The organism is Streptococcus sp. k-628, from assembly GCF_013277475.1.
Classification (GTDB): domain Bacteria; phylum Bacillota; class Bacilli; order Lactobacillales; family Streptococcaceae; genus Streptococcus.
This window is the reverse complement of the sequence record NZ_VMMZ01000008.1, coordinates 74,587-93,777: the sequence shown is the minus strand read 5'-3', so window position 1 is coordinate 93,777 and position 19,191 is coordinate 74,587. Positions and strand designations below refer to the sequence as shown.

The window sequence follows — 19,191 nt, the reverse complement described above, 5'->3', positions numbered from 1 at the left end:
GGAAAAACGAATGAAAAAAGAACAAATTCCAAATCTCTTAACAATAGGTCGAATTCTTTTTATACCTATTTTTATCTTTATTTTAACAGTAGGAAATTCGATAGAGAGTCATATAGTAGCAGCTATTATCTTTGCTATTGCCAGTATTACCGACTATTTAGATGGATATTTAGCACGTAAATGGAATGTAGTCAGTAATTTTGGTAAATTTGCGGATCCTATGGCGGATAAGCTACTAGTTATGTCGGCTTTTATTATGCTGATTGAGTTAGGTATGGCTCCGGCTTGGATTGTTGCGGTGATCATCTGTCGTGAGTTGGCTGTGACAGGTTTGAGGCTTTTATTGGTTGAAACTGGTGGAACGGTTTTAGCAGCGGCAATGCCTGGAAAAATTAAAACTTTCAGTCAGATGTTTGCCATTATTTTCTTGCTATTACATTGGACTTTGCTTGGTCAAGTTCTACTTTATGTAGCCTTGTTTTTCACTATCTACTCTGGCTATGATTATTTCAAGGGTAGTGCTTATGTATTTAAAGGGACATTTGGTTCGAAATGAAATCAATAATTGATGTAAAAAATCTTTCTTTTCGCTATAAGGAAAGTCAGGAATACTATGATGTGAAAGATATTACGTTTCACGTGAAACGTGGAGAATGGCTTTCGATTGTAGGGCATAATGGTAGTGGTAAATCAACGACGGTTCGCTTAATTGATGGCTTACTGGAAGCAGAATCCGGAGAGATTGTAATTGATGGCCAACGGCTGACTGAGGAAAATGTTTGGAAAATACGTCGTCAAATCGGTATGGTTTTTCAAAATCCAGACAATCAATTTGTTGGAGCGACTGTTGAAGATGATGTTGCTTTTGGTTTGGAAAATCAGGGCCTTTCTCGTCAAGAAATGAAAAAGAGAGTGGAAGAAGCTCTGGCTTTAGTTGGCATGTTAGACTTTAAAAAGAGAGAGCCGGCGCGTCTATCAGGTGGCCAAAAGCAACGTGTGGCCATTGCAGGTGTTGTAGCCCTAAGACCAGCTATTTTAATCCTAGATGAAGCAACGAGTATGTTGGACCCTGAGGGTCGTAGAGAACTGATTGAGACAGTAAAAGGAATTCGGAAAGACTATGATATGACGGTCATTTCCATTACCCATGATTTGGAAGAAGTTGCCATGAGTGATCGTGTGTTGGTCATGAAAAAAGGGGAAATTGAATCAACCAGTAGCCCAAGAGAACTTTTCTCTCGAAATGATTTAGATCAAATTGGATTAGACGATCCTTTTGCCAATCAATTAAAACATTCTTTGAGCCAGAATGGCTATGATTTACCTGAAAATTATTTGACAGAAAGTGAGCTAGAGGATAAGCTATGGGAATTGCTCTAGAAAATGTGAATTTTATATATCAAGAAGGGACTCCCTTAGCTTCAACAGCTTTGTCGGATGTTTCTTTGACGATTGAAGATGGTTCTTATACGGCTTTAATTGGGCACACAGGTAGTGGTAAATCAACTATTTTACAACTCTTAAATGGTTTATTGGTTCCAAGTCAAGGGAGTGTGCGAGTTTTTGATACCTTAATCACCTCGACTTCTAAAAATAAAGATATTCGTCAAATTAGAAAACAAGTTGGCTTGGTATTTCAGTTTGCTGAAAATCAGATTTTTGAAGAAACGGTTTTGAAAGACGTTGCTTTTGGACCGCAAAATTTTGGAGTTTCTGAAGAAGATGCGGAGAAGATTGCGCGTGAGAAACTGGCTCTGGTTGGAATTGATGAATCACTTTTAAATCGTAGCCCGTTTGAGCTGTCAGGGGGACAAATGAGACGTGTGGCCATTGCAGGCATACTTGCCATGGAGCCAGCTGTATTAGTCTTAGATGAACCCACAGCAGGCCTGGATCCTCTGGGTAGAAAAGAGTTGATGAATTTGTTCAAAAAACTCCACCAGTCAGGGATGACCATTGTCTTGGTAACGCATTTGATGGATGATGTTGCTGAATATGCGAATCAAGTCTATGTGATGGAAAAGGGACGTCTAGTTAAGGGTGGTAAGCCAAGTGATGTCTTTCAAGATGTTGTCTTTATGGAAGAAGTGCAGTTGGGAGTACCTAAAATTACTGCCTTTTGTAAACGATTGGCGGATAGAGGCGTGTCATTTAAACGATTACCGATTAAGATAGAGGAGTTCAAGGAGTCGCTAAATGGATAGTATGATTTTGGGGCGTTATATCCCAGGGGATTCGATTGTTCACCGATTGGATCCACGTAGCAAATTACTGGCTATGATGCTACTGATTTTAATCGTTTTTTGGGCTAATAACCCTTTGACGAATCTAATTCTTTTTATAGCGACAGGGATCTTTATTGCCTTGTCCGGAGTATCTCTTTCATTCTTTATTCAGGGCTTGAAATCTATGTTTTTCTTGATTGCCTTCACAACTATTTTTCAACTGTTTTTCATTTCTAATGGGAATGTTTTATTTGAGTTTTCGTTTGTGAGAATCACGGATTATGCTTTGCAACAAGCTGGAATTATTTTTTGTCGCTTTGTATTGATTATTTTCTTTTCAACTTTGTTAACCTTAACAACCATGCCCTTAAGTTTGGCATCAGCTGTCGAAGCTTTGTTAGCGCCTTTAAAGCGTGTGAAAGTTCCAGTTCATGAAATCGGTTTGATGCTGTCCATGAGTTTGCGTTTTGTCCCAACCTTAATGGACGATACGACGCGGATTATGAATGCACAGAAAGCGCGTGGAGTGGATTTTGGTGAAGGAAGCATCGTTCAAAAAGTAAAGGCTATGATTCCCATTTTGATTCCTCTTTTTGCGACAAGTTTAAAACGTGCAGATTCCTTGGCTATCGCCATGGAAGCGCGTGGTTATCAGGGAGGAAAAGGTAGAAGTCAATACCGACAATTGGAATGGACTCGAAAGGATACGCTGACTATTCTTGTTATTATCGTACTTGGTTGTTGCTTATTTTTCTTAAAATCTTAGTAGCTTTCAGGAATTGATAAAAAAGTTACTGTAACAGTTCTTGATATAAAGGTAGGGATATGAACCGTTTTAAAAAATCAAAATATGTCATTATTGTTTTTGTCACTGTTCTGCTTGTATCAGCTCTCTTAGCGACGACTTATTCAAGTACAATTGTGACAAAATTAGGAGATGGAATCTCATTGGTTGATAGGGTTGTACAAAAACCTTTTCAGTGGTTTGATTCTGTCAAATCAGATTTGGCTCATTTGACACGAACATATAATGAAAATGAAAGTTTGAAGAAACAGATTTACCAGTTAGAAGTCAAATCAAATGAGGCGGAAAGTTTAAAGACGGAAAATGAACAACTGCGTCAATTGCTTGATATGAAGTCTAAATTGCAAGCCACAAAGACTTTAGCAGCAGATGTTATTATGCGTTCTCCGGTATCTTGGAAGCAGGAGTTGACCTTAGATGCAGGGAAATCAAAAGGTGCTTCTGAGAACATGTTAGCTATTGCAAATGGTGGCTTGATTGGGAGTGTTTCAAAAGTGGAGGACAACTCTACTATGGTCAACCTTCTGACAAATACGGAAAATACTGATAAGATTTCTGTTAAAATTCAACACGGCACTACTACAATTTATGGAATTATTGTTGGCTACGACAAGGAAAATGAAGTTCTTAAAATTAGTCAATTAAATAGTAATAGCGATATTAGTACAGGCGATAAGGTGACAACGGGTGGATTAGGAAACTTTAACGTTACGGATATTCCTGTTGGTGAAGTGGTTGCCACAACGCATAGTACAGACTATTTGACACGAGAAGTAACTGTTAAATTGAGTGCAGATACTCATAATGTGGATGTGATAGAATTAGTGGGGAATTCATAATGAGACAGTTGAAGCGGGTTGGAGTGTTTTTATTGCTCCCTTTCTTTGTTCTAATTGACGCCCATATTAGCCAGCTTCTGGGCTCATTTTTCCCCCATGTACATTTAGCTAGTCATTTTCTGTTTCTATTTCTCTTGTTTGAGACGATAGAAGTATCAGAGTATCTCTACCTAGTCTATTGTTTTGTGATAGGCTTGGTTTACGATGTTTACTTTTTCCATCTAATAGGGATTGCAACTCTCTTATTTATCTTATTGGGAGCCTTTCTTCATAAATTGAATAGTGTTATTTTGTTGAATCGTTGGACACGAATGCTCTCTATGATTGTCCTGACCTTCCTGTTTGAAATGGGTAGTTATCTTTTGGCTTTTATGGTAGGGCTGACAGTGGATAACATGTCGATTTTTATAGTCTATAGCTTGGTACCGACGATGATTTTAAATTTTTTATGGATTATTGTTTTTCAATTTATTTTTGAAAAATATTATCTATAAGAACGACATATAAATGTAACAAAGGCGTAATATTTATTGGAGTTTTTTTTGGTATACTAGTATTGTCTTAAACAGAAGGAGTATTTATTAACCATGAAGAAAAAAATCTTAGCCTCGCTTTTATTAAGTACAGTAATGGTTTCCCAGGCAGCAGTATTGACGACTGCCCATGCAGAAACGACTGATGACAAAATTGCTGCTCAAGATAATAAAATTAGTAACTTAACAGCACAACAAGAAGAAGCACAAAAACAAGTTGATCAAATTCAGGAGCAAGTATCTGCTATTCAAGCAGAGCAATCTAACTTGCAATCTGAAAATGATAGATTACAAGCAGAATCTAAGAAACTCGAGGGTGAGATTACAGAACTTTCTAAAAACATTGTTTCTCGTAACCAATCTTTGGAAAAACAAGCTCGTAGTGCTCAAACAAATGGAGCCGCAACTAGCTATATCAATACCATTGTAAACTCAAAATCAATTACAGAAGCTATTTCACGTGTTGCTGCAATGAGTGAAATCGTATCTGCCAACAACAAAATGTTGGAACAACAAAAGGCAGATAAAAAAGCTATTTCTGAAAAACAAGTAGCAAACAATGAAGCAATCAATACTGTAATTGCCAATCAACAAAAATTGGCAGATGATGCTCAAGCATTGACTACTAAACAGGCAGAACTAAAAGCTGCTGAATTGAGTCTTGCTGCTGAGAAAGCGACAGCTGAAGGGGAAAAAGCAAGTCTATTGGAACAAAAAGCAGCAGCTGAGGCAGAGGCACGTGCAGCTGCGGCAGCAGAAGCAGCTTATAAAGAAAAACAAGCTAGCCAACAACAATCAGTACTTGCTTCAGGTAATACAAACCTAACAGCACAGGTACAAGCAGTATCTGAATCTGTAGTAGCACCTGTTCAGGCTAAAGTACGTCCAACATATAACACGGATGCCTCAACTTATCCAATTGGAGAATGTACCTGGGGAGTTAAAACATTAGCACCTTGGGCTGGAGACTATTGGGGTAATGGAGCACAGTGGGCCACAAGTGCAGCAGCAGCAGGTTTCCGTACAGGTTCAACCCCTCAAGTTGGAGCAATTGCATGTTGGAACGATGGTGGATATGGACACGTAGCGGTTGTTACAGCTGTTGAATCAACAACACGTATTCAAGTATCAGAATCAAACTATGCAGGTAATCGCACACTTGGAAACCACCGTGGATGGTTTAATCCAACAACGACTTCTGAAGGTTTTGTGACATATATTTATGCAGACTAATTACAGAGGGACTCGAATAGAGCCCTCTTTTTCAGTTTTTACCAGGGACAATAACTATTAAAAATCCCATCAAAATAGCTTGAAAATATCGAAAAAGTATGGTAGAATAAAAATTGTCGTGTGAACGATAATAATCATTCTTGATGAATTGTGAAGCAGTTGCCCTTGGGTCGTTTTGCGAGTTGAAGTCAAGAAGAGGAAAAAAACAAAAAGGAGAAATACTCATGGCAGTAATTTCAATGAAACAACTTCTTGAGGCTGGTGTACACTTTGGTCACCAAACTCGTCGCTGGAACCCTAAGATGGCTAAATACATCTTTACAGAGCGTAACGGAATCCACGTTATCGACTTGCAACAAACTGTAAAATACGCTGACCAAGCATACGACTTCATGCGTGATGCGGCAGCTAACGATGCAGTTGTATTGTTCGTTGGTACTAAGAAACAAGCAGCTGATGCAGTTGCTGAAGAAGCAGTACGTTCAGGTCAATACTTCATCAACCATCGTTGGTTGGGTGGAACTCTTACAAACTGGGGAACAATCCAAAAACGTATCGCTCGTTTGAAAGAAATCAAACGTATGGAAGAAGATGGAACTTTCGAAGTTCTTCCTAAGAAAGAAGTTGCACTTCTTAACAAACAACGTGCACGTCTTGAAAAATTCTTGGGTGGTATCGAAGATATGCCTCGTATCCCAGATGTGATGTACGTAGTTGACCCACATAAAGAGCAAATCGCTGTTAAAGAAGCTAAAAAATTGGGAATCCCAGTTGTAGCGATGGTTGACACAAACACTGATCCAGATGATATCGATGTAATCATCCCAGCTAACGATGATGCTATCCGAGCTGTTAAATTGATCACAGCTAAATTGGCTGACGCTATCATCGAAGGACGTCAAGGTGAGGATGCAGTAGCAGTTGAAGCAGAATTTGCAGCTTCAGAAACTCAAGCAGATTCAATTGAAGAAATCGTTGAAGTTGTAGAAGGCGACAACGCTTAATTCATAATAAATAGTAATTACCTAGGAGGGCGGGGCTTAGCCCGGCTCTCCTATTTTTAAAAAATATAGGAGAATCAAAATGGCAGAAATTACAGCTAAACTTGTTAAAGAGTTGCGTGAAAAATCTGGTGCTGGTGTTATGGACGCTAAAAAAGCATTGGTTGAAGTGGAAGGCGATATCGAAAAAGCGATTGAATTGCTTCGCGAAAAAGGTATGGCAAAAGCAGCTAAGAAAGCTGACCGTGTTGCTGCAGAAGGTTTGACTGGTGTTTATGTTGACGGTAACATTGCAGCAGTTGTTGAAGTAAATGCTGAAACTGACTTCGTTGCGAAAAACGCTCAATTTGTTGAGTTGGTAAACGCAACAGCTAAAGCAATCGTTGAAGGAAAACCAGCTAATAACGAAGAAGCTCTTGCTTTGACAATGCCTTCAGGTGAAACTCTTGAAGCTGCATACGTATCTGCAACAGCGACTATCGGAGAAAAAATCTCATTCCGTCGCTTTGCTTTGATTGAAAAAACAGATGCACAACACTTCGGAGCCTACCAACACAACGGTGGACGTATCGGTGTTATCTCTGTAATCGAAGGTGGAGACGAAGCACTTGCTAAACAATTGTCAATGCACATCGCAGCGATGAAACCAACAGTTCTTTCTTACAAAGAATTAGATGAACAATTCGTTAAAGATGAGTTGGCACAATTGAACCACGTTATCGACCAAGATAACGAAAGCCGTGCAATGGTTAACAAACCAGCTCTTCCACACTTGAAATATGGATCAAAAGCACAATTGACTGATGATGTTATTGCTCAAGCTGAAGCTGACATCAAAGCTGAATTGGCTGCAGAAGGCAAACCAGAAAAAATCTGGGACAAAATCATCCCAGGTAAAATGGATCGCTTCATGCTTGACAATACTAAAGTTGACCAAGCTTACACACTTCTTGCACAAGTTTACATCATGGATGACAGCAAGACAGTTGAAGCATATCTTGAATCAGTTAACGCTTCAGTAGTTGAGTTCGCTCGCTTTGAAGTTGGTGAAGGTATTGAGAAAGCTGCAAACGACTTTGAAGCTGAAGTTGCAGCTACAATGGCAGCAGCCTTGAATAACTAATTATAGAAAGGAAGTAAATTTGCTTCCTTTTTTCTATGCAGTCGATCCTTATAGGGAGAACTTCCTATTTTCAAGGTAAAAATAAAAAGCCCTATAATAAGGGCCAATTGTATTTAGGAGACTAAACTTCAAATTCATAGAGTGCTGTAGAGAGATAACGTTCACCGTTATCTGGTGCTAGAGCAAGGACCTTTTTACCTGTACCTAATTTTTTGGCAACCTCGATGGCTCCGTAGATAGCTGCAGCTGAAGAAATCCCTACAAGGAAGCCTTCTTTTCCACCAATTTCACGTCCGAGTGCAAGAGCATCATCTGATGTTACACGAACAATACCATCATAGGCGTTTGTATCAAGTGTATCAGGAATAAATCCAGCTGAGATACCTTGAATTTTGTGAGGACCAGGTTTTTCACCAGATAGAATAGCAGATTCATCTGCTTCTACTGCAAAAACTTGAATACTTGAATTTGCTGATTTGAGTGCATGAGAAACACCAGAAATTGTTCCACCGGTACCCACTCCAGCAACAAAGGCATCTAGTCCATCTTTACCGAAAGCAGCTAGTATTTCAGCTCCTGTTGTTCTTTCGTGTACCTCTGGATTTGCTGGGTTGTCAAATTGAAGAGGAAGGAAACCATCACGTTCAGCAGCGATTTCTTGAGCTTTGGCAATAGCACCCTTCATTCCTTCGCTACCAGGCGTAAGGACGAGTTCAGCACCATAGGCTTGGATGATCTTACGTCGTTCTACACTCATAGTTTCAGGCATAACGATGACGACTTTATACCCTTTAGCAGCACCTACCCATGAAAGTCCAATACCAGTGTTTCCACTTGTTGCTTCAACAATAGTAGAACCAGGTTTTAGAATACCGTCTTGTTCAGCTTTTTCAATCATGCTAAGAGCAATACGGTCTTTTACAGAAGAACCAGGGTTAAATGCTTCAAGTTTTACATAGACATCTGCAGCACCTTCTGGCACAATGTTGTTGAGTTTAACAATCGGAGTTTGACCGATTAGTTCAGTAATGTTGTTATAAATAGACATATGAATACCTCTTTGTATAAGATATTTCTAGTATAACGCTAACTATACCATTTGTAAAATATAGAAATCCTATCGGAGCGATAGGATTTTTTTATATCATAGGTCTAAGCCGTTAATTTTAAGAGATTGTGTTAGGCTAATTCTAGTAAATAGGTGTAAAGGAGAACGCTATCCATTTTCTTTTTGAATTGCTTCATTTTCTAGTATATTTTGGTACGCATCTTTTTATTTTGCTAATTAAAGTAGCGGTGGAAACATCAGTGAAACACTGTATTATCCATTGTTTACACTAAGTTTACAGGAACTTCAACTTCTCGTAAACCTTGATCAGTTAAAGTGACTTTTCCATTAAAAAACTCCACAAGTGCAGATTTAATAGTTTCTTTTTCTTCTTTATCAACATAAATCATCGTATCGACTTGATCTGTAAAGTTTGTATCCAGCTCCATGAGATTATGTTCTTTAAGAAAGTTACTGTACTCTTGGTACTGAGCATAAGACATTTGAATAGCAATGCCAGCCTGTTCTTTTATTTCAATAATACCAATTTCTTTGACAGATAAGGCAACACTGCCGGCGTAAGCACGAATGAGTCCTCCAGCGCCTAGTTTAATACCACCAAAGTAGCGTGTCACGACCACACAGACATTGGTGAGATTGTGATTTTCTAGTACCCCAAGCATGGGAACACCAGCAGTGCCACTAGGCTCACCATCATCACTTGTCCGTTTAATTTCACTACGTTCCCCAATAATAAATGCAGAGCAGTTATGCGTCGCTTTGTAGTGTTCTTTTTTGATGGCAGTAATGAAGTCACGAGCCTCTTCTTCGCTATAAACACGCTTGGCATGACAGATAAAGCGGGATTTTTTGATTTCTTCTTGGACTTGTCCGTCCTCTTTAATTGTTCTAAATTCCATGATTTAATTGTACTAAAAAATCATCTAAAGCGCTAGGTTTTTACGAATAAAGAAGTATGAAAGTAAATCCTAATTATCTCGGTCGTTTGTTTACTGAGAATGAATTAACTAAAGAGGAACGTCAGTTGGCGGAGAAACTTCCAGCAATGAGAAAGGAGAAAGGGAAACTTTTCTGTCAACGTTGTGATAGTGCTATTTTAGATGAATGGTATTTGCCCATCGGTGCTTACTATTGTAGGGAGTGTTTACTGATGAAGCGAGTCAGGAGTGATCAAGCTTTATACTATTTTCCACAGGAGGATTTTCCGAAGCAAGATGTTCTTAAATGGCGTGGTCAATTAACTCCTTTTCAAGAGAAGGTGTCAGAGGGACTGATTCAAGCAGTAGACAAGCAGGAGCCAACCTTAGTTCATGCGGTGACAGGGGCTGGAAAGACCGAAATGATTTATCAAGTAGTAGCTAAAGTGATCAATGCGGGTGGTGCAGTATGTTTGGCTAGTCCTCGCATAGATGTTTGTTTGGAGCTGTATAAGCGCCTGCAAAAGGATTTTTCTTGCGAGATAGCCCTCCTACATGGAGAATCAGAGCCGTATTTTCGAACACCATTAGTTGTTGCGACGACCCATCAGTTATTGAAATTTTATCAAGCTTTTGATTTGCTGATAGTGGATGAAGTAGATGCTTTTCCTTATGTTGACAATCCCACGCTTTACCACGCTGTCAAGAATAGTGTAAAGGAGAATGGATTGAGAATCTTTTTAACAGCGACTTCGACCGATGAGTTAGATAGGAAGGTTCGCATAGGAGAACTAAAACGATTGAGTTTGCCAAGACGGTTTCATGGAAATCCGTTGATTATTCCTAAACCTGTCTGGTTATCGGATTTTAATCACTGTTTAGATAGGAATCGTTTGTCACCAAAGTTAAAGACTTATATTGAGAAACAGAGAAAGACAGCTTATCCGTTACTCATTTTTGCTTCAGAAATTAAGAAAGGGGAGCAGTTAAAAGAAATCTTACAGGAGCAATTTCCAAATGAGAAAATTGGCTTTGTATCTTCTGTAACAGAGGATCGATTAGAGCAAGTACAAGCTTTTCGAGATGGAGAACTGACAATACTTATCAGTACGACAATCTTGGAGCGTGGAGTTACCTTCCCTTGTGTGGATGTTTTCGTAGTAGAGGCCAATCATCGCCTTTTTACCAAGTCTAGTTTGATTCAGATTGGTGGACGAGTTGGACGAAGCATGGATAGACCGACAGGAGATTTGCTTTTCTTCCATGATGGGTTAAATGATTCAATCAAGAAGGCGATTAAGGAAATTCAGATGATGAATAAGGAGGCTGGTCTATGAAGTGCTTGTTATGTGAGCAGACTATGAAGACTGTTTTAACTTTTAGTAGTCTCTTGCTTCTGAGGAATGATGATTCTTGTCTTTGTTCAGACTGTGATTCTACTTTTGAAAGAATTGGGGAAGAGAACTGTCCAAATTGTATGAAAACAGGTTTGTCAACAAAGTGTCAAGATTGTCAACTTTGGTGTAAAGAAGGAGTTGAAGTCAGTCATAGAGCGATTTTTACTTACAATCAAGCTATGAAGGATTTTTTCAGTCGGTATAAGTTTGATGGAGACTTCCTGTTAAGAAAAGTTTTCTCTTCATTTTTAAGTGAGGAGTTAAAAAAGTACAAAGAGTATCAATTTGTAGTCATTCCCCTAAGCCCTGAAAGATTGCTTGAGAGGGGATTTAACCAGGTTGAAGGTTTGGTAGAGGCAGCAGGCTTTGAGTATCTGGATTTATTAGAGAAAAGAGAAGAGCGAGCCAGTTCTTCTAAAAATCGTTCAGAGCGCTTGGGGACAGAACTTCCTTTCTTTATTAAAAGTGGAGTCACTATTCCTAAAAAAATCCTACTTATAGATGATATCTATACTACAGGAGCAACTATAAATCGTGTTAAGAAACTGTTGGAAGAAGCTGGTGCTAAGGATGTAAAAACATTTTCCCTTGTAAGATGAGGAAAAAATTTGCAAAAATAGAATGAAAGCGTTATAATAAAATCATAAAAACAAAAATGTTTAGAAAGAAGGTACTCATATGATTAAATATAGTATCCGTGGTGAAAACCTAGAAGTAACAGAAGCAATTCGTGATTATGTAGTTTCTAAACTCGAAAAGATCGAAAAGTACTTCCAGCCAGAACAAGAGTTGGATGCCCGAATTAACTTAAAAGTTTATCGTGAAAAAACGGCTAAAGTGGAAGTAACGATTCCGCTTGGATCTATTACTCTCCGCGCAGAAGATGTATCTCAAGATATGTATGGTTCAATTGACCTTGTAACTGATAAAATTGAACGTCAGATTCGTAAAAATAAAACAAAAATCGAGCGTAAAAATAAAAATAAGGTAGCAACTAGTCAATTATTTACAGATGCTTTGGTGGAAGATTCAAATGTTGTCCAGTCTAAAGTTGTTCGTTCAAAACAAATTGATTTAAAACCAATGGATTTGGAAGAAGCTATTCTACAAATGGATTTGTTAGGACATGATTTCTTTATCTATGTGGATGTTGAAGATCAGACAACCAATGTGATTTATCGTCGTGAGGATGGCGAAATTGGTTTGTTAGAGGTTAAAGAATCTTAATTTCAATATGTGTAAAGGTAGGTTTACTGAATTGTAAACCTCTTTTTTCTTATAATTGATAGAATTACTGATTACACTTTTAAAAAGTCGCTTTTTGAGGGGTATTATGGTATAATGAGTCCCAAGAGGTTTGGAATGAAAAAATTTTATGTAAGTCCAATTTTTCCTATTCTAGTAGGATTGATTGCATTTGGAGTCTTATCCACTTTCATTATTTTTGTTAATAATAATCTGTTGACGCTTTTCATTTTGTTTCTTTTTGTAGGAGGCTATGTTTTTTTATTTAAGAAACTGAGAGTGCATTATACAAGGAGTGATGTAGAACAGATACAGTATGTAAACCACCAAGCGGAAGAAAGTTTGACAGCTCTATTGGAACAGATGCCTGTAGGTGTTATGAAATTGAATTTATCTTCTGGAGAGGTTGAGTGGTTTAATCCCTATGCTGAATTGATTTTGACCAAGGAAGATGGTGATTTTGATTTGGAAGCTGTTCAAACGATTATCAAGGCTTCAGTAGGAAATCCGTCTACTTATGCTAAGCTGGGTGAGAAGCGTTATGCTGTTCATATGGATGCTTCTTCCGGTGTTTTGTATTTTGTAGATGTATCCAGGGAGCAAGCCATAACAGATGAATTAGTAACAAGTCGACCAGTGATTGGAATTGTATCTGTGGATAATTATGATGATTTGGAGGATGCAACTTCTGAGTCAGATATTAGTCAAATCAATAGTTTTGTAGCTAATTTTATATCAGAGTTTTCAGAAAAATACATGATGTTTTCTCGTCGGGTAAGTATGGATCGATTTTATCTATTTACTGACTACACGGTGCTTGAGGGCTTGATGAATGATAAATTTTCTGTTATTGATGCTTTCAGAGAAGAGTCGAAACAGAGACAGTTGCCCTTGACCTTAAGTATGGGATTTTCTTATGGCGATGGAAATCATGATGAGATAGGGAAAGTTGCTTTGCTCAACTTGAACTTGGCTGAAGTACGTGGTGGCGACCAGGTGGTTGTCAAGGAGAATGATGAAACGAAAAATCCAGTCTACTTTGGCGGTGGGTCGGCTGCGTCCATCAAGCGCACTCGTACCCGTACTCGATCAATGATGACAGCCATATCTGATAAGATTCGTAGTGTGGATCAAGTGTTTGTAGTTGGGCATAGAAATTTAGATATGGATGCCTTGGGCTCTGCTGTAGGTATGCAGTTGTTCGCCAGCAATGTGATTGAAAATAGCTATGCTCTTTATGATGAAGAACAAATGTCTCCAGATATTGAACGTGCTGTTTCATTCTTAGAAAAAGAAGGAGTTACGAAGTTGTTGTCTGTTAAGGATGCAATGGGGATGGTGACCAATCGTTCTTTGTTGATTCTTGTAGACCATTCAAAGACAGCCTTAACATTATCAAAAGAATTTTATGATTTGTTTACACAGACCATCGTTATTGACCACCATAGAAGGGATCAGGATTTCCCAGACAATGCGGTTATCACTTATATCGAAAGTGGTGCAAGCAGTGCCAGTGAGTTGGTAACGGAATTGATTCAGTTCCAAAATTCTAAGAAAAATCGTCTGAGTCGTATGCAGGCCAGTGTTTTGATGGCTGGTATGATGCTGGATACTAAAAATTTCACCTCACGAGTGACTAGTCGGACATTTGATGTTGCTAGCTATCTCAGAACGAGAGGAAGTGATAGTATTGCTATCCAAGAAATCGCTGCGACAGATTTTGAAGAATATCGTGAGGTCAATGAACTGATTTTACAGGGGCGTAAATTAGGTTCAGATGTACTGATAGCAGAGGCTACGGACTCGAAATGCTACGATACAGTTGTTATTAGTAAGGCAGCAGATGCCATGTTAGCTATGTCAGGTATTGAAGCGAGTTTTGTTCTTGCGAAGAATACACAAGGATTTATCTCCATCTCAGCTCGAAGTCGTAGTAAACTGAATGTGCAACGGATTATGGAAGAGTTAGGCGGTGGAGGCCACTTTAATTTAGCTGCAGCTCAAATTAAAGGTTTAACCTTGTCAGAAGCAGGTGAAAAACTGACAGAAATTGTATTAAATGAAATAAAGGAAAAGGAGAAAGAAGAATGAAAGTAATCTTTTTAGCAGATGTTAAAGGAAAAGGTAAAAAAGGCGAAATTAAGGAAGTACCAACAGGGTATGCGCAAAACTTTCTTATCAAAAAGAACCTAGCAAAAGAAGCGACTGCTCAAGCTGTAGGTGAACTTCGTGGTAAACAAAAATCGGAAGAAAAAGCTCATGCTGAGATGATTGCAGAAGCAAAAGCAATTAAAGCCCAACTTGAAGCAGAAGAAACTGTTGTAGAATTTGTTGAAAAAGTTGGTCCAGATGGTCGTACCTTTGGTTCTATTACCAATAAGAAGATTGCAGAAGAATTGCAAAAGCAATTTGGAATTAAGATTGATAAACGTCATATTCAAGTACAAGCTCCGATTCGAGCGGTTGGTTTGATTGATGTGCCAGTGAAAATCTATCAAGATATCACAAGTGTAATCAATCTTCGTGTGAAAGAAGGATAAGTTTACACCTTCTTGACAAGATTGTAAAAGGAAGGGAAGTCTGATGGCAGAAGTAGAAGAGTTACGAGTACAACCTCAAGATATCTTAGCTGAGCAATCCGTTTTAGGGGCTATCTTTATTGATGAGAGTAAGCTTGTTTTTGTGCGAGAATATATTGAGTCTCGGGACTTTTTTAAGTATGCCCATCGTTTGATTTTCCAAGCTATGGTTGATTTATCCGATCGTGGTGATGCTATAGATGCAACAACGGTTCGTACTATCCTTGATAATCAAGGTGATTTGCAGAATATTGGTGGCCTGTCTTACCTAGTTGAGATTGTCAATTCTGTGCCCACTTCTGCTAATGCGGAGTATTATGCTAAAATCGTTGCAGAAAAAGCAATGCTACGTCGTTTAATCGCCAAGTTGACAGAGTCTGTCAACCAAGCTTACGAAGCGTCACAACCAGCTGATGAAATTATTGCTCAGGCAGAAAAAGGCCTGATTGATGTCAGTGAAAATGCTAATCGAAGCGGATTTAAGAACATTCGAGATGTGTTGAATGTCAACTTTGGAAATCTGGAAGCTCGCTCGCAACAAACGACCGATATTACAGGTATTGCGACAGGCTATCGTGATTTAGATCATATGACGACTGGTCTTCATGAGGAGGAGTTGATTATCTTAGCAGCTCGTCCGGCGGTTGGTAAGACAGCTTTTGCTTTGAATATTGCTCAGAATATTGGGACTAAGTTGGACAAGACGGTAGCTATTTTCTCACTGGAAATGGGTGCGGAAAGTCTAGTGGACCGTATGCTTGCGGCAGAAGGGTTGGTTGAATCGCATTCTATCCGTACGGGGCAATTGACCGATGAGGAATGGCAAAAGTATACCATTGCTCAAGGGAATCTAGCGAATGCAAGTATCTATATCGATGATACGCCAGGGATTCGGATTACAGAGATTCGTTCTCGTTCTCGTAAACTGGCTCAAGAAACGGGCAATCTTGGTTTGATTTTGATAGACTACCTTCAATTGATCACGGGAACTGGGCGAGAAAACCGTCAACAGGAAGTTTCAGAAATTTCACGTCAGTTGAAAATCCTAGCCAAGGAATTGAAGGTTCCAGTAATCGCTCTTAGTCAGCTTTCTCGTGGGGTAGAACAACGTCAGGATAAGAGACCGGTCTTGTCTGATATTCGTGAATCTGGGTCTATTGAGCAGGACGCTGATATCGTAGCCTTTCTTTATCGCGACGATTACTATGAGCGTGGTGGTGAAGAAGAGGAAGGCATACCGAATAATAAGGTAGAAGTTATTATCGAGAAAAACCGTAGTGGAGCTCGTGGAACGGTGGAATTGATTTTCCAAAAAGAATACAATAAATTTTCAAGTATCTCAAAGAGGGAGGCATAAGATGTCAGATGCATTTACAGATGTAGCCAAGATGAAAAAAATCAAAGAAGAAATCAAGGCACATGAGGGACAAGTCGTAGAAATGACTTTGGAGAATGGTCGTAAGCGCCAAAAAAATAGATTGGGTAAGCTAATTGAGGTTTATCCATCCCTATTTATCGTTGAATTTGGGAACGTTGAAGGAGATAAACAAGCTAATGTTTACGTTGAATCCTTTACTTACTCAGATATCCTTACTGAAAAGAATTTGATTCATTATCTGGACTAAAGTGAGAAATTTTCTCACTTTTTCTTTTTTCTCCGAATAGTTTAAGTGAAGGCAATCTTCGATTTATACTCTTCGAAAATCAAATTCAAACCACGTCAGCTTCGCCTTGCCGTACTCAAGTACAGCCTGCGCCTAGCTTCCTAGTTTGCTCTTTGATTTTCATTGAGTACTATACTATTTCAAGGAGGAAGAATGAAAAGTTCATCATTTAAAGTAATAGAGACAGGATTTTCTTTTAGAAAGTCGGTTAAAAAGGTTGTTCCTTTTTTAGTAGTAGGATTGATGCTAGCAGCGGGTGATAGTGTCTATGCCTATTCTGGCGGAAATGGATCGATTGCGCGTGGGGATGATTATCCTGTTTATTATAAAAATGGGAGTCAGGAAATTGATCAGTGGCGCATGTACTCTCGTCAGTGTACTTCTTTTGCAGCCTTTCGTTTGAGTAATGTCAATGGTTTTGAGATTCCAAGGGCTTATGGAAATGCGAATGAATGGGGGCATCGTGCTCGTCGTGAAGGCTATCGTGTAGATAATACACCGACGATTGGCTCTATTGCTTGGTCTACTGCAGGAACTTATGGGCATGTTGCCTGGGTGTCAAATGTAATGGGAGATCAGATTGAGATCGAGGAATATAACTATGGTTATACAGAAGCCTATAATAAACGAAGTATAAAAGCAAATACGATGACAGGATTTATTCATTTTAAAGATTTGGCTGGTGGCAGTGTTGGGAATAGTCAAACCTCAGTTTCAACAGGAGGAACACATTATTTCAAGGCTAAGTCTGCTATCAAAAATCAGCCACTAGCTAGCGCAACTGCGATTGATTACTATTATCCTGGGGAGAAGGTTCATTATGATCAAATTCTCGAAAAAGATGGATACAAGTGGTTGAGTTATACAGCTTATAACGGAAGTCGTCGTTATATCCAGCTAGAGGGAGTGACTTCTTCACAAAATTATCAGAACCAATCAGGGAATAGCTCTAATTATAGCTCAAATACTGGATTGACTGTCGGTTGGAAGAAGATAAATGGTAGTTGGTATCATTTCAAATCAAATGGTTCTAAATCAACGGGATGGCTGAAAGATGGTTCTAGCTGGTATTATTTGAAATCATCTGGTGAAATGCAGACAGGATGGTTAAAGGAAAATGGCTCGTGGTATTATCTGGATAGTTCAGGGGCAATGAAAACAGGCTGGTATCAAGTTTCTGGTAAGTGGTATTATTCTTACTCTTCAGGTGCCTTAGCTGTTAATACGACGGTGGATGGCTATAGAGTAAACAGTGATGGAGAACGAGTATAGAAAATTGGAGTAGGAAATGTTTCCTGCTCTTTTCTGTAAGCAGTTTCCTTGACATTTTTCTTAATTTGCGCTATCATATGTCCATGTAATATATGGGAGTCTGTGTACAGTCTGAGAGGAAGTGTTAAACTTCGACCGCACCTGATCTGGGTAATGCCAGCGTAGGGAACGATACTTAGTCTATTCTGCACCTTTTCCATATATGGTAAAGGTTTTTCTTTTTGTCAAAGGAAAACGAGAAGAGGAGGTTTTTATGAAAGCAAGCATTGCCTTGCAAGTTTTACCCCTATCGCAGGGGATTAATCGGATAGCTGTTATCGATCAGGTCATTGCTTATCTGCAAGCTCAAGAAGTGACCATGGTGGTGACACCATTTGAAACGGTCTTGGAAGGGGAGTTTGATGAGCTTATGCGTATTCTCAAAGAAGCGCTGGAAGTGGCCGGGCAGGAGGTAGATAATGTCTTTGCCAATGTCAAAATAAATGTAGGAGAGATTTTAAGTATTGATGAGAAACTTGAAAAGTATACTGAGACGACACATTAGTCTATTGGGCTTTATGGGGGTCTTGTCAATCTGGCAGTTAGCAGGTTTTCTTAAACTTCTCCCCAAGTTTATCCTGCCGACACCTTTTGAAATTCTCCTGTCCTTTGTTCGTGATAGAGAATTTCTCTGGCACCATAGCTGGGCAACCTTGAGAGTGGCTTTACTGGGGTTGGTTTTGGGAGTCTTGATTGCCTGTCTCATGGCTGTACTTATGGACAGTTTGACTTGGCTCAATGACCTGATTTACCCTATGATGGTGGTTGTTCAGACTATCCCGACTATTGCTATAGCTCCTATCTTGGTCTTGTGGCTAGGTTATGGGATTCTGCCCAAGATTGTCCTGATTATCTTGACGACAACCTTTCCTATCATCGTCAGCATTTTGGACGGTTTTAGGCATTGTGACAAGGATATGCTGACCTTGTTTAGTCTGATGCGGGCCAAGCCTTGGCAAATCCTGTGGCATTTTAAAATTCCAGTCAGCCTGCCCTACTTTTATGCAGGTCTGAGGGTCAGTGTCTCCTACGCCTTTATCACAACAGTGGTATCTGAGTGGTTGGGAGGCTTTGAAGGACTAGGTGTCTACATGATTCAGTCCAAGAAACTGTTTCAGTATGATACTATGTTTGCTATTATTATCCTGGTATCGATTATCAGTCTTCTGGGTATGAAGTTGGTCGATATTAGTGAAAAATATGTTATTAAATGGAAACGTTCGTAGAATAAGAATGTTTCTGAAAAAGAA

At 39.1% G+C, this 19,191-nt stretch carries 21 protein-coding genes and 1 riboswitch; of the genes, 19 read left to right on the top strand and 2 right to left on the bottom strand.

Annotation, left to right across the window (positions count from 1 at the left end):
• Positions 1–10 precede the first annotated feature (10 nt).
• The 9 genes from pgsA to tsf all read left to right on the top strand — a co-directional run bounded on the left by pgsA (position 11) and on the right by tsf (position 7,759).
• Positions 11–556: a CDP-diacylglycerol--glycerol-3-phosphate 3-phosphatidyltransferase gene (gene pgsA / locus HT730_RS01250; RefSeq protein WP_000712138.1), complete on the top strand. Its 546-nt coding sequence runs from the start codon at positions 11–13 to the stop codon at positions 554–556.
• Positions 553–1,380, top strand: a complete 828-nt coding sequence (locus HT730_RS01245) for an energy-coupling factor ABC transporter ATP-binding protein (protein WP_173306565.1) — start codon at positions 553–555, stop codon at positions 1,378–1,380. The genes pgsA and HT730_RS01245 overlap by 4 nt, the downstream gene beginning before the upstream one ends.
• On the top strand, positions 1,365–2,204 hold the full coding sequence (locus HT730_RS01240; protein ID WP_173306564.1) for an energy-coupling factor transporter ATPase: 840 nt from the start codon (positions 1,365–1,367) through the stop codon (positions 2,202–2,204). Before HT730_RS01245 ends, HT730_RS01240 begins: the two co-directional genes overlap by 16 nt.
• Positions 2,197–2,991, top strand: a complete 795-nt coding sequence (locus tag HT730_RS01235) for an energy-coupling factor transporter transmembrane protein EcfT (protein ID WP_042751848.1) — start codon at positions 2,197–2,199, stop codon at positions 2,989–2,991. The genes HT730_RS01240 and HT730_RS01235 overlap by 8 nt, the downstream gene beginning before the upstream one ends.
• A 59-nt stretch (positions 2,992–3,050) precedes the next feature.
• A complete protein-coding gene (mreC, locus tag HT730_RS01230; RefSeq protein WP_173306563.1) occupies positions 3,051–3,869 on the top strand; it encodes a rod shape-determining protein MreC in 819 nt (272 codons plus the stop codon).
• Positions 3,869–4,363, top strand: coding sequence for a rod shape-determining protein MreD (gene mreD / locus HT730_RS01225; RefSeq protein WP_083977808.1), 495 nt, complete (start codon positions 3,869–3,871; stop codon positions 4,361–4,363). Before mreC ends, mreD begins: the two co-directional genes overlap by 1 nt.
• Before the next feature lie 93 nt (positions 4,364–4,456).
• Positions 4,457–5,635, top strand: coding sequence for a CHAP domain-containing protein (locus tag HT730_RS01220; protein WP_173306562.1), 1,179 nt, complete (start codon positions 4,457–4,459; stop codon positions 5,633–5,635).
• A 224-nt stretch (positions 5,636–5,859) separates the two neighbouring features.
• Positions 5,860–6,639: a 30S ribosomal protein S2 gene (gene rpsB, locus HT730_RS01215; protein WP_000268466.1), complete on the top strand. Its 780-nt coding sequence runs from the start codon at positions 5,860–5,862 to the stop codon at positions 6,637–6,639.
• Positions 6,640–6,718: 79 nt separating this feature from the next.
• Positions 6,719–7,759, top strand: a complete 1,041-nt coding sequence (gene tsf, locus HT730_RS01210) for a translation elongation factor Ts (RefSeq protein ID WP_173234333.1) — start codon at positions 6,719–6,721, stop codon at positions 7,757–7,759.
• A 121-nt stretch (positions 7,760–7,880) separates the two neighbouring features.
• Here the strand turns inward: tsf and cysK are convergent, their stop codons facing one another.
• A complete protein-coding gene (cysK, locus tag HT730_RS01205; protein ID WP_050223248.1) occupies positions 7,881–8,807 on the bottom strand; it encodes a cysteine synthase A in 927 nt (308 codons plus the stop codon).
• A 284-nt stretch (positions 8,808–9,091) separates the two neighbouring features.
• Entirely contained in the window at positions 9,092–9,727 is a 636-nt protein-coding gene (locus HT730_RS01200) for a YigZ family protein (protein ID WP_173228965.1), read from the bottom strand.
• 56 nt (positions 9,728–9,783) lie between these two features.
• Here HT730_RS01200 and HT730_RS01195 point away from each other — a divergent pair, with 56 nt between their 5' ends.
• From HT730_RS01195 to HT730_RS01150, 10 genes are all read left to right on the top strand, one after another.
• The gene (locus HT730_RS01195) at positions 9,784–11,082 is read left to right on the top strand and encodes a DEAD/DEAH box helicase (RefSeq protein WP_173306561.1); all 1,299 of its coding nucleotides are present in this window, start codon (positions 9,784–9,786) and stop codon (positions 11,080–11,082) included.
• Positions 11,079–11,741, top strand: a complete 663-nt coding sequence (locus HT730_RS01190; RefSeq protein ID WP_173306560.1) for a ComF family protein — start codon at positions 11,079–11,081, stop codon at positions 11,739–11,741. Before HT730_RS01195 ends, HT730_RS01190 begins: the two co-directional genes overlap by 4 nt.
• A gap of 79 nt (positions 11,742–11,820) precedes the next feature.
• Positions 11,821–12,369 (top strand): ribosome-associated translation inhibitor RaiA, encoded by a 549-nt coding sequence (raiA, locus tag HT730_RS01185; RefSeq protein ID WP_050073478.1) that lies wholly within the window; start codon positions 11,821–11,823, stop codon positions 12,367–12,369.
• Positions 12,370–12,504: 135 nt separating this feature from the next.
• Complete coding sequence (locus tag HT730_RS01180; protein WP_173306559.1) at positions 12,505–14,478, top strand: DHH family phosphoesterase; 1,974 nt, start codon at positions 12,505–12,507, stop codon at positions 14,476–14,478.
• Entirely contained in the window at positions 14,475–14,927 is a 453-nt protein-coding gene (rplI, locus tag HT730_RS01175) for a 50S ribosomal protein L9 (protein ID WP_000864214.1), read from the top strand. Before HT730_RS01180 ends, rplI begins: the two co-directional genes overlap by 4 nt.
• 43 nt (positions 14,928–14,970) lie before the next feature.
• The gene (gene dnaB / locus HT730_RS01170; protein WP_000852490.1) at positions 14,971–16,323 is read left to right on the top strand and encodes a replicative DNA helicase; all 1,353 of its coding nucleotides are present in this window, start codon (positions 14,971–14,973) and stop codon (positions 16,321–16,323) included.
• A 1-nt stretch (position 16,324) separates the two neighbouring features.
• Complete coding sequence (locus HT730_RS01165; RefSeq protein WP_001278169.1) at positions 16,325–16,591, top strand: Veg family protein; 267 nt, start codon at positions 16,325–16,327, stop codon at positions 16,589–16,591.
• A 192-nt stretch (positions 16,592–16,783) separates the two neighbouring features.
• Complete coding sequence (gene cbpD / locus HT730_RS01160) at positions 16,784–17,902, top strand: choline binding-anchored murein hydrolase CbpD (RefSeq protein WP_173306558.1); 1,119 nt, start codon at positions 16,784–16,786, stop codon at positions 17,900–17,902.
• 82 nt (positions 17,903–17,984) lie between these two features.
• A riboswitch (TPP riboswitch) is annotated at positions 17,985–18,087 on the top strand.
• Between the two features lie 68 nt (positions 18,088–18,155).
• The gene (locus tag HT730_RS01155) at positions 18,156–18,446 is read left to right on the top strand and encodes a thiamine-binding protein (protein WP_173306557.1); all 291 of its coding nucleotides are present in this window, start codon (positions 18,156–18,158) and stop codon (positions 18,444–18,446) included.
• Positions 18,409–19,167 carry an ABC transporter permease gene (locus HT730_RS01150; protein WP_173306556.1) on the top strand — a complete coding sequence of 253 codons (759 nt, stop codon included), beginning with the start codon at positions 18,409–18,411 and terminating at the stop codon, positions 19,165–19,167. Before HT730_RS01155 ends, HT730_RS01150 begins: the two co-directional genes overlap by 38 nt.
• Positions 19,168–19,191 lie beyond the last annotated feature (24 nt).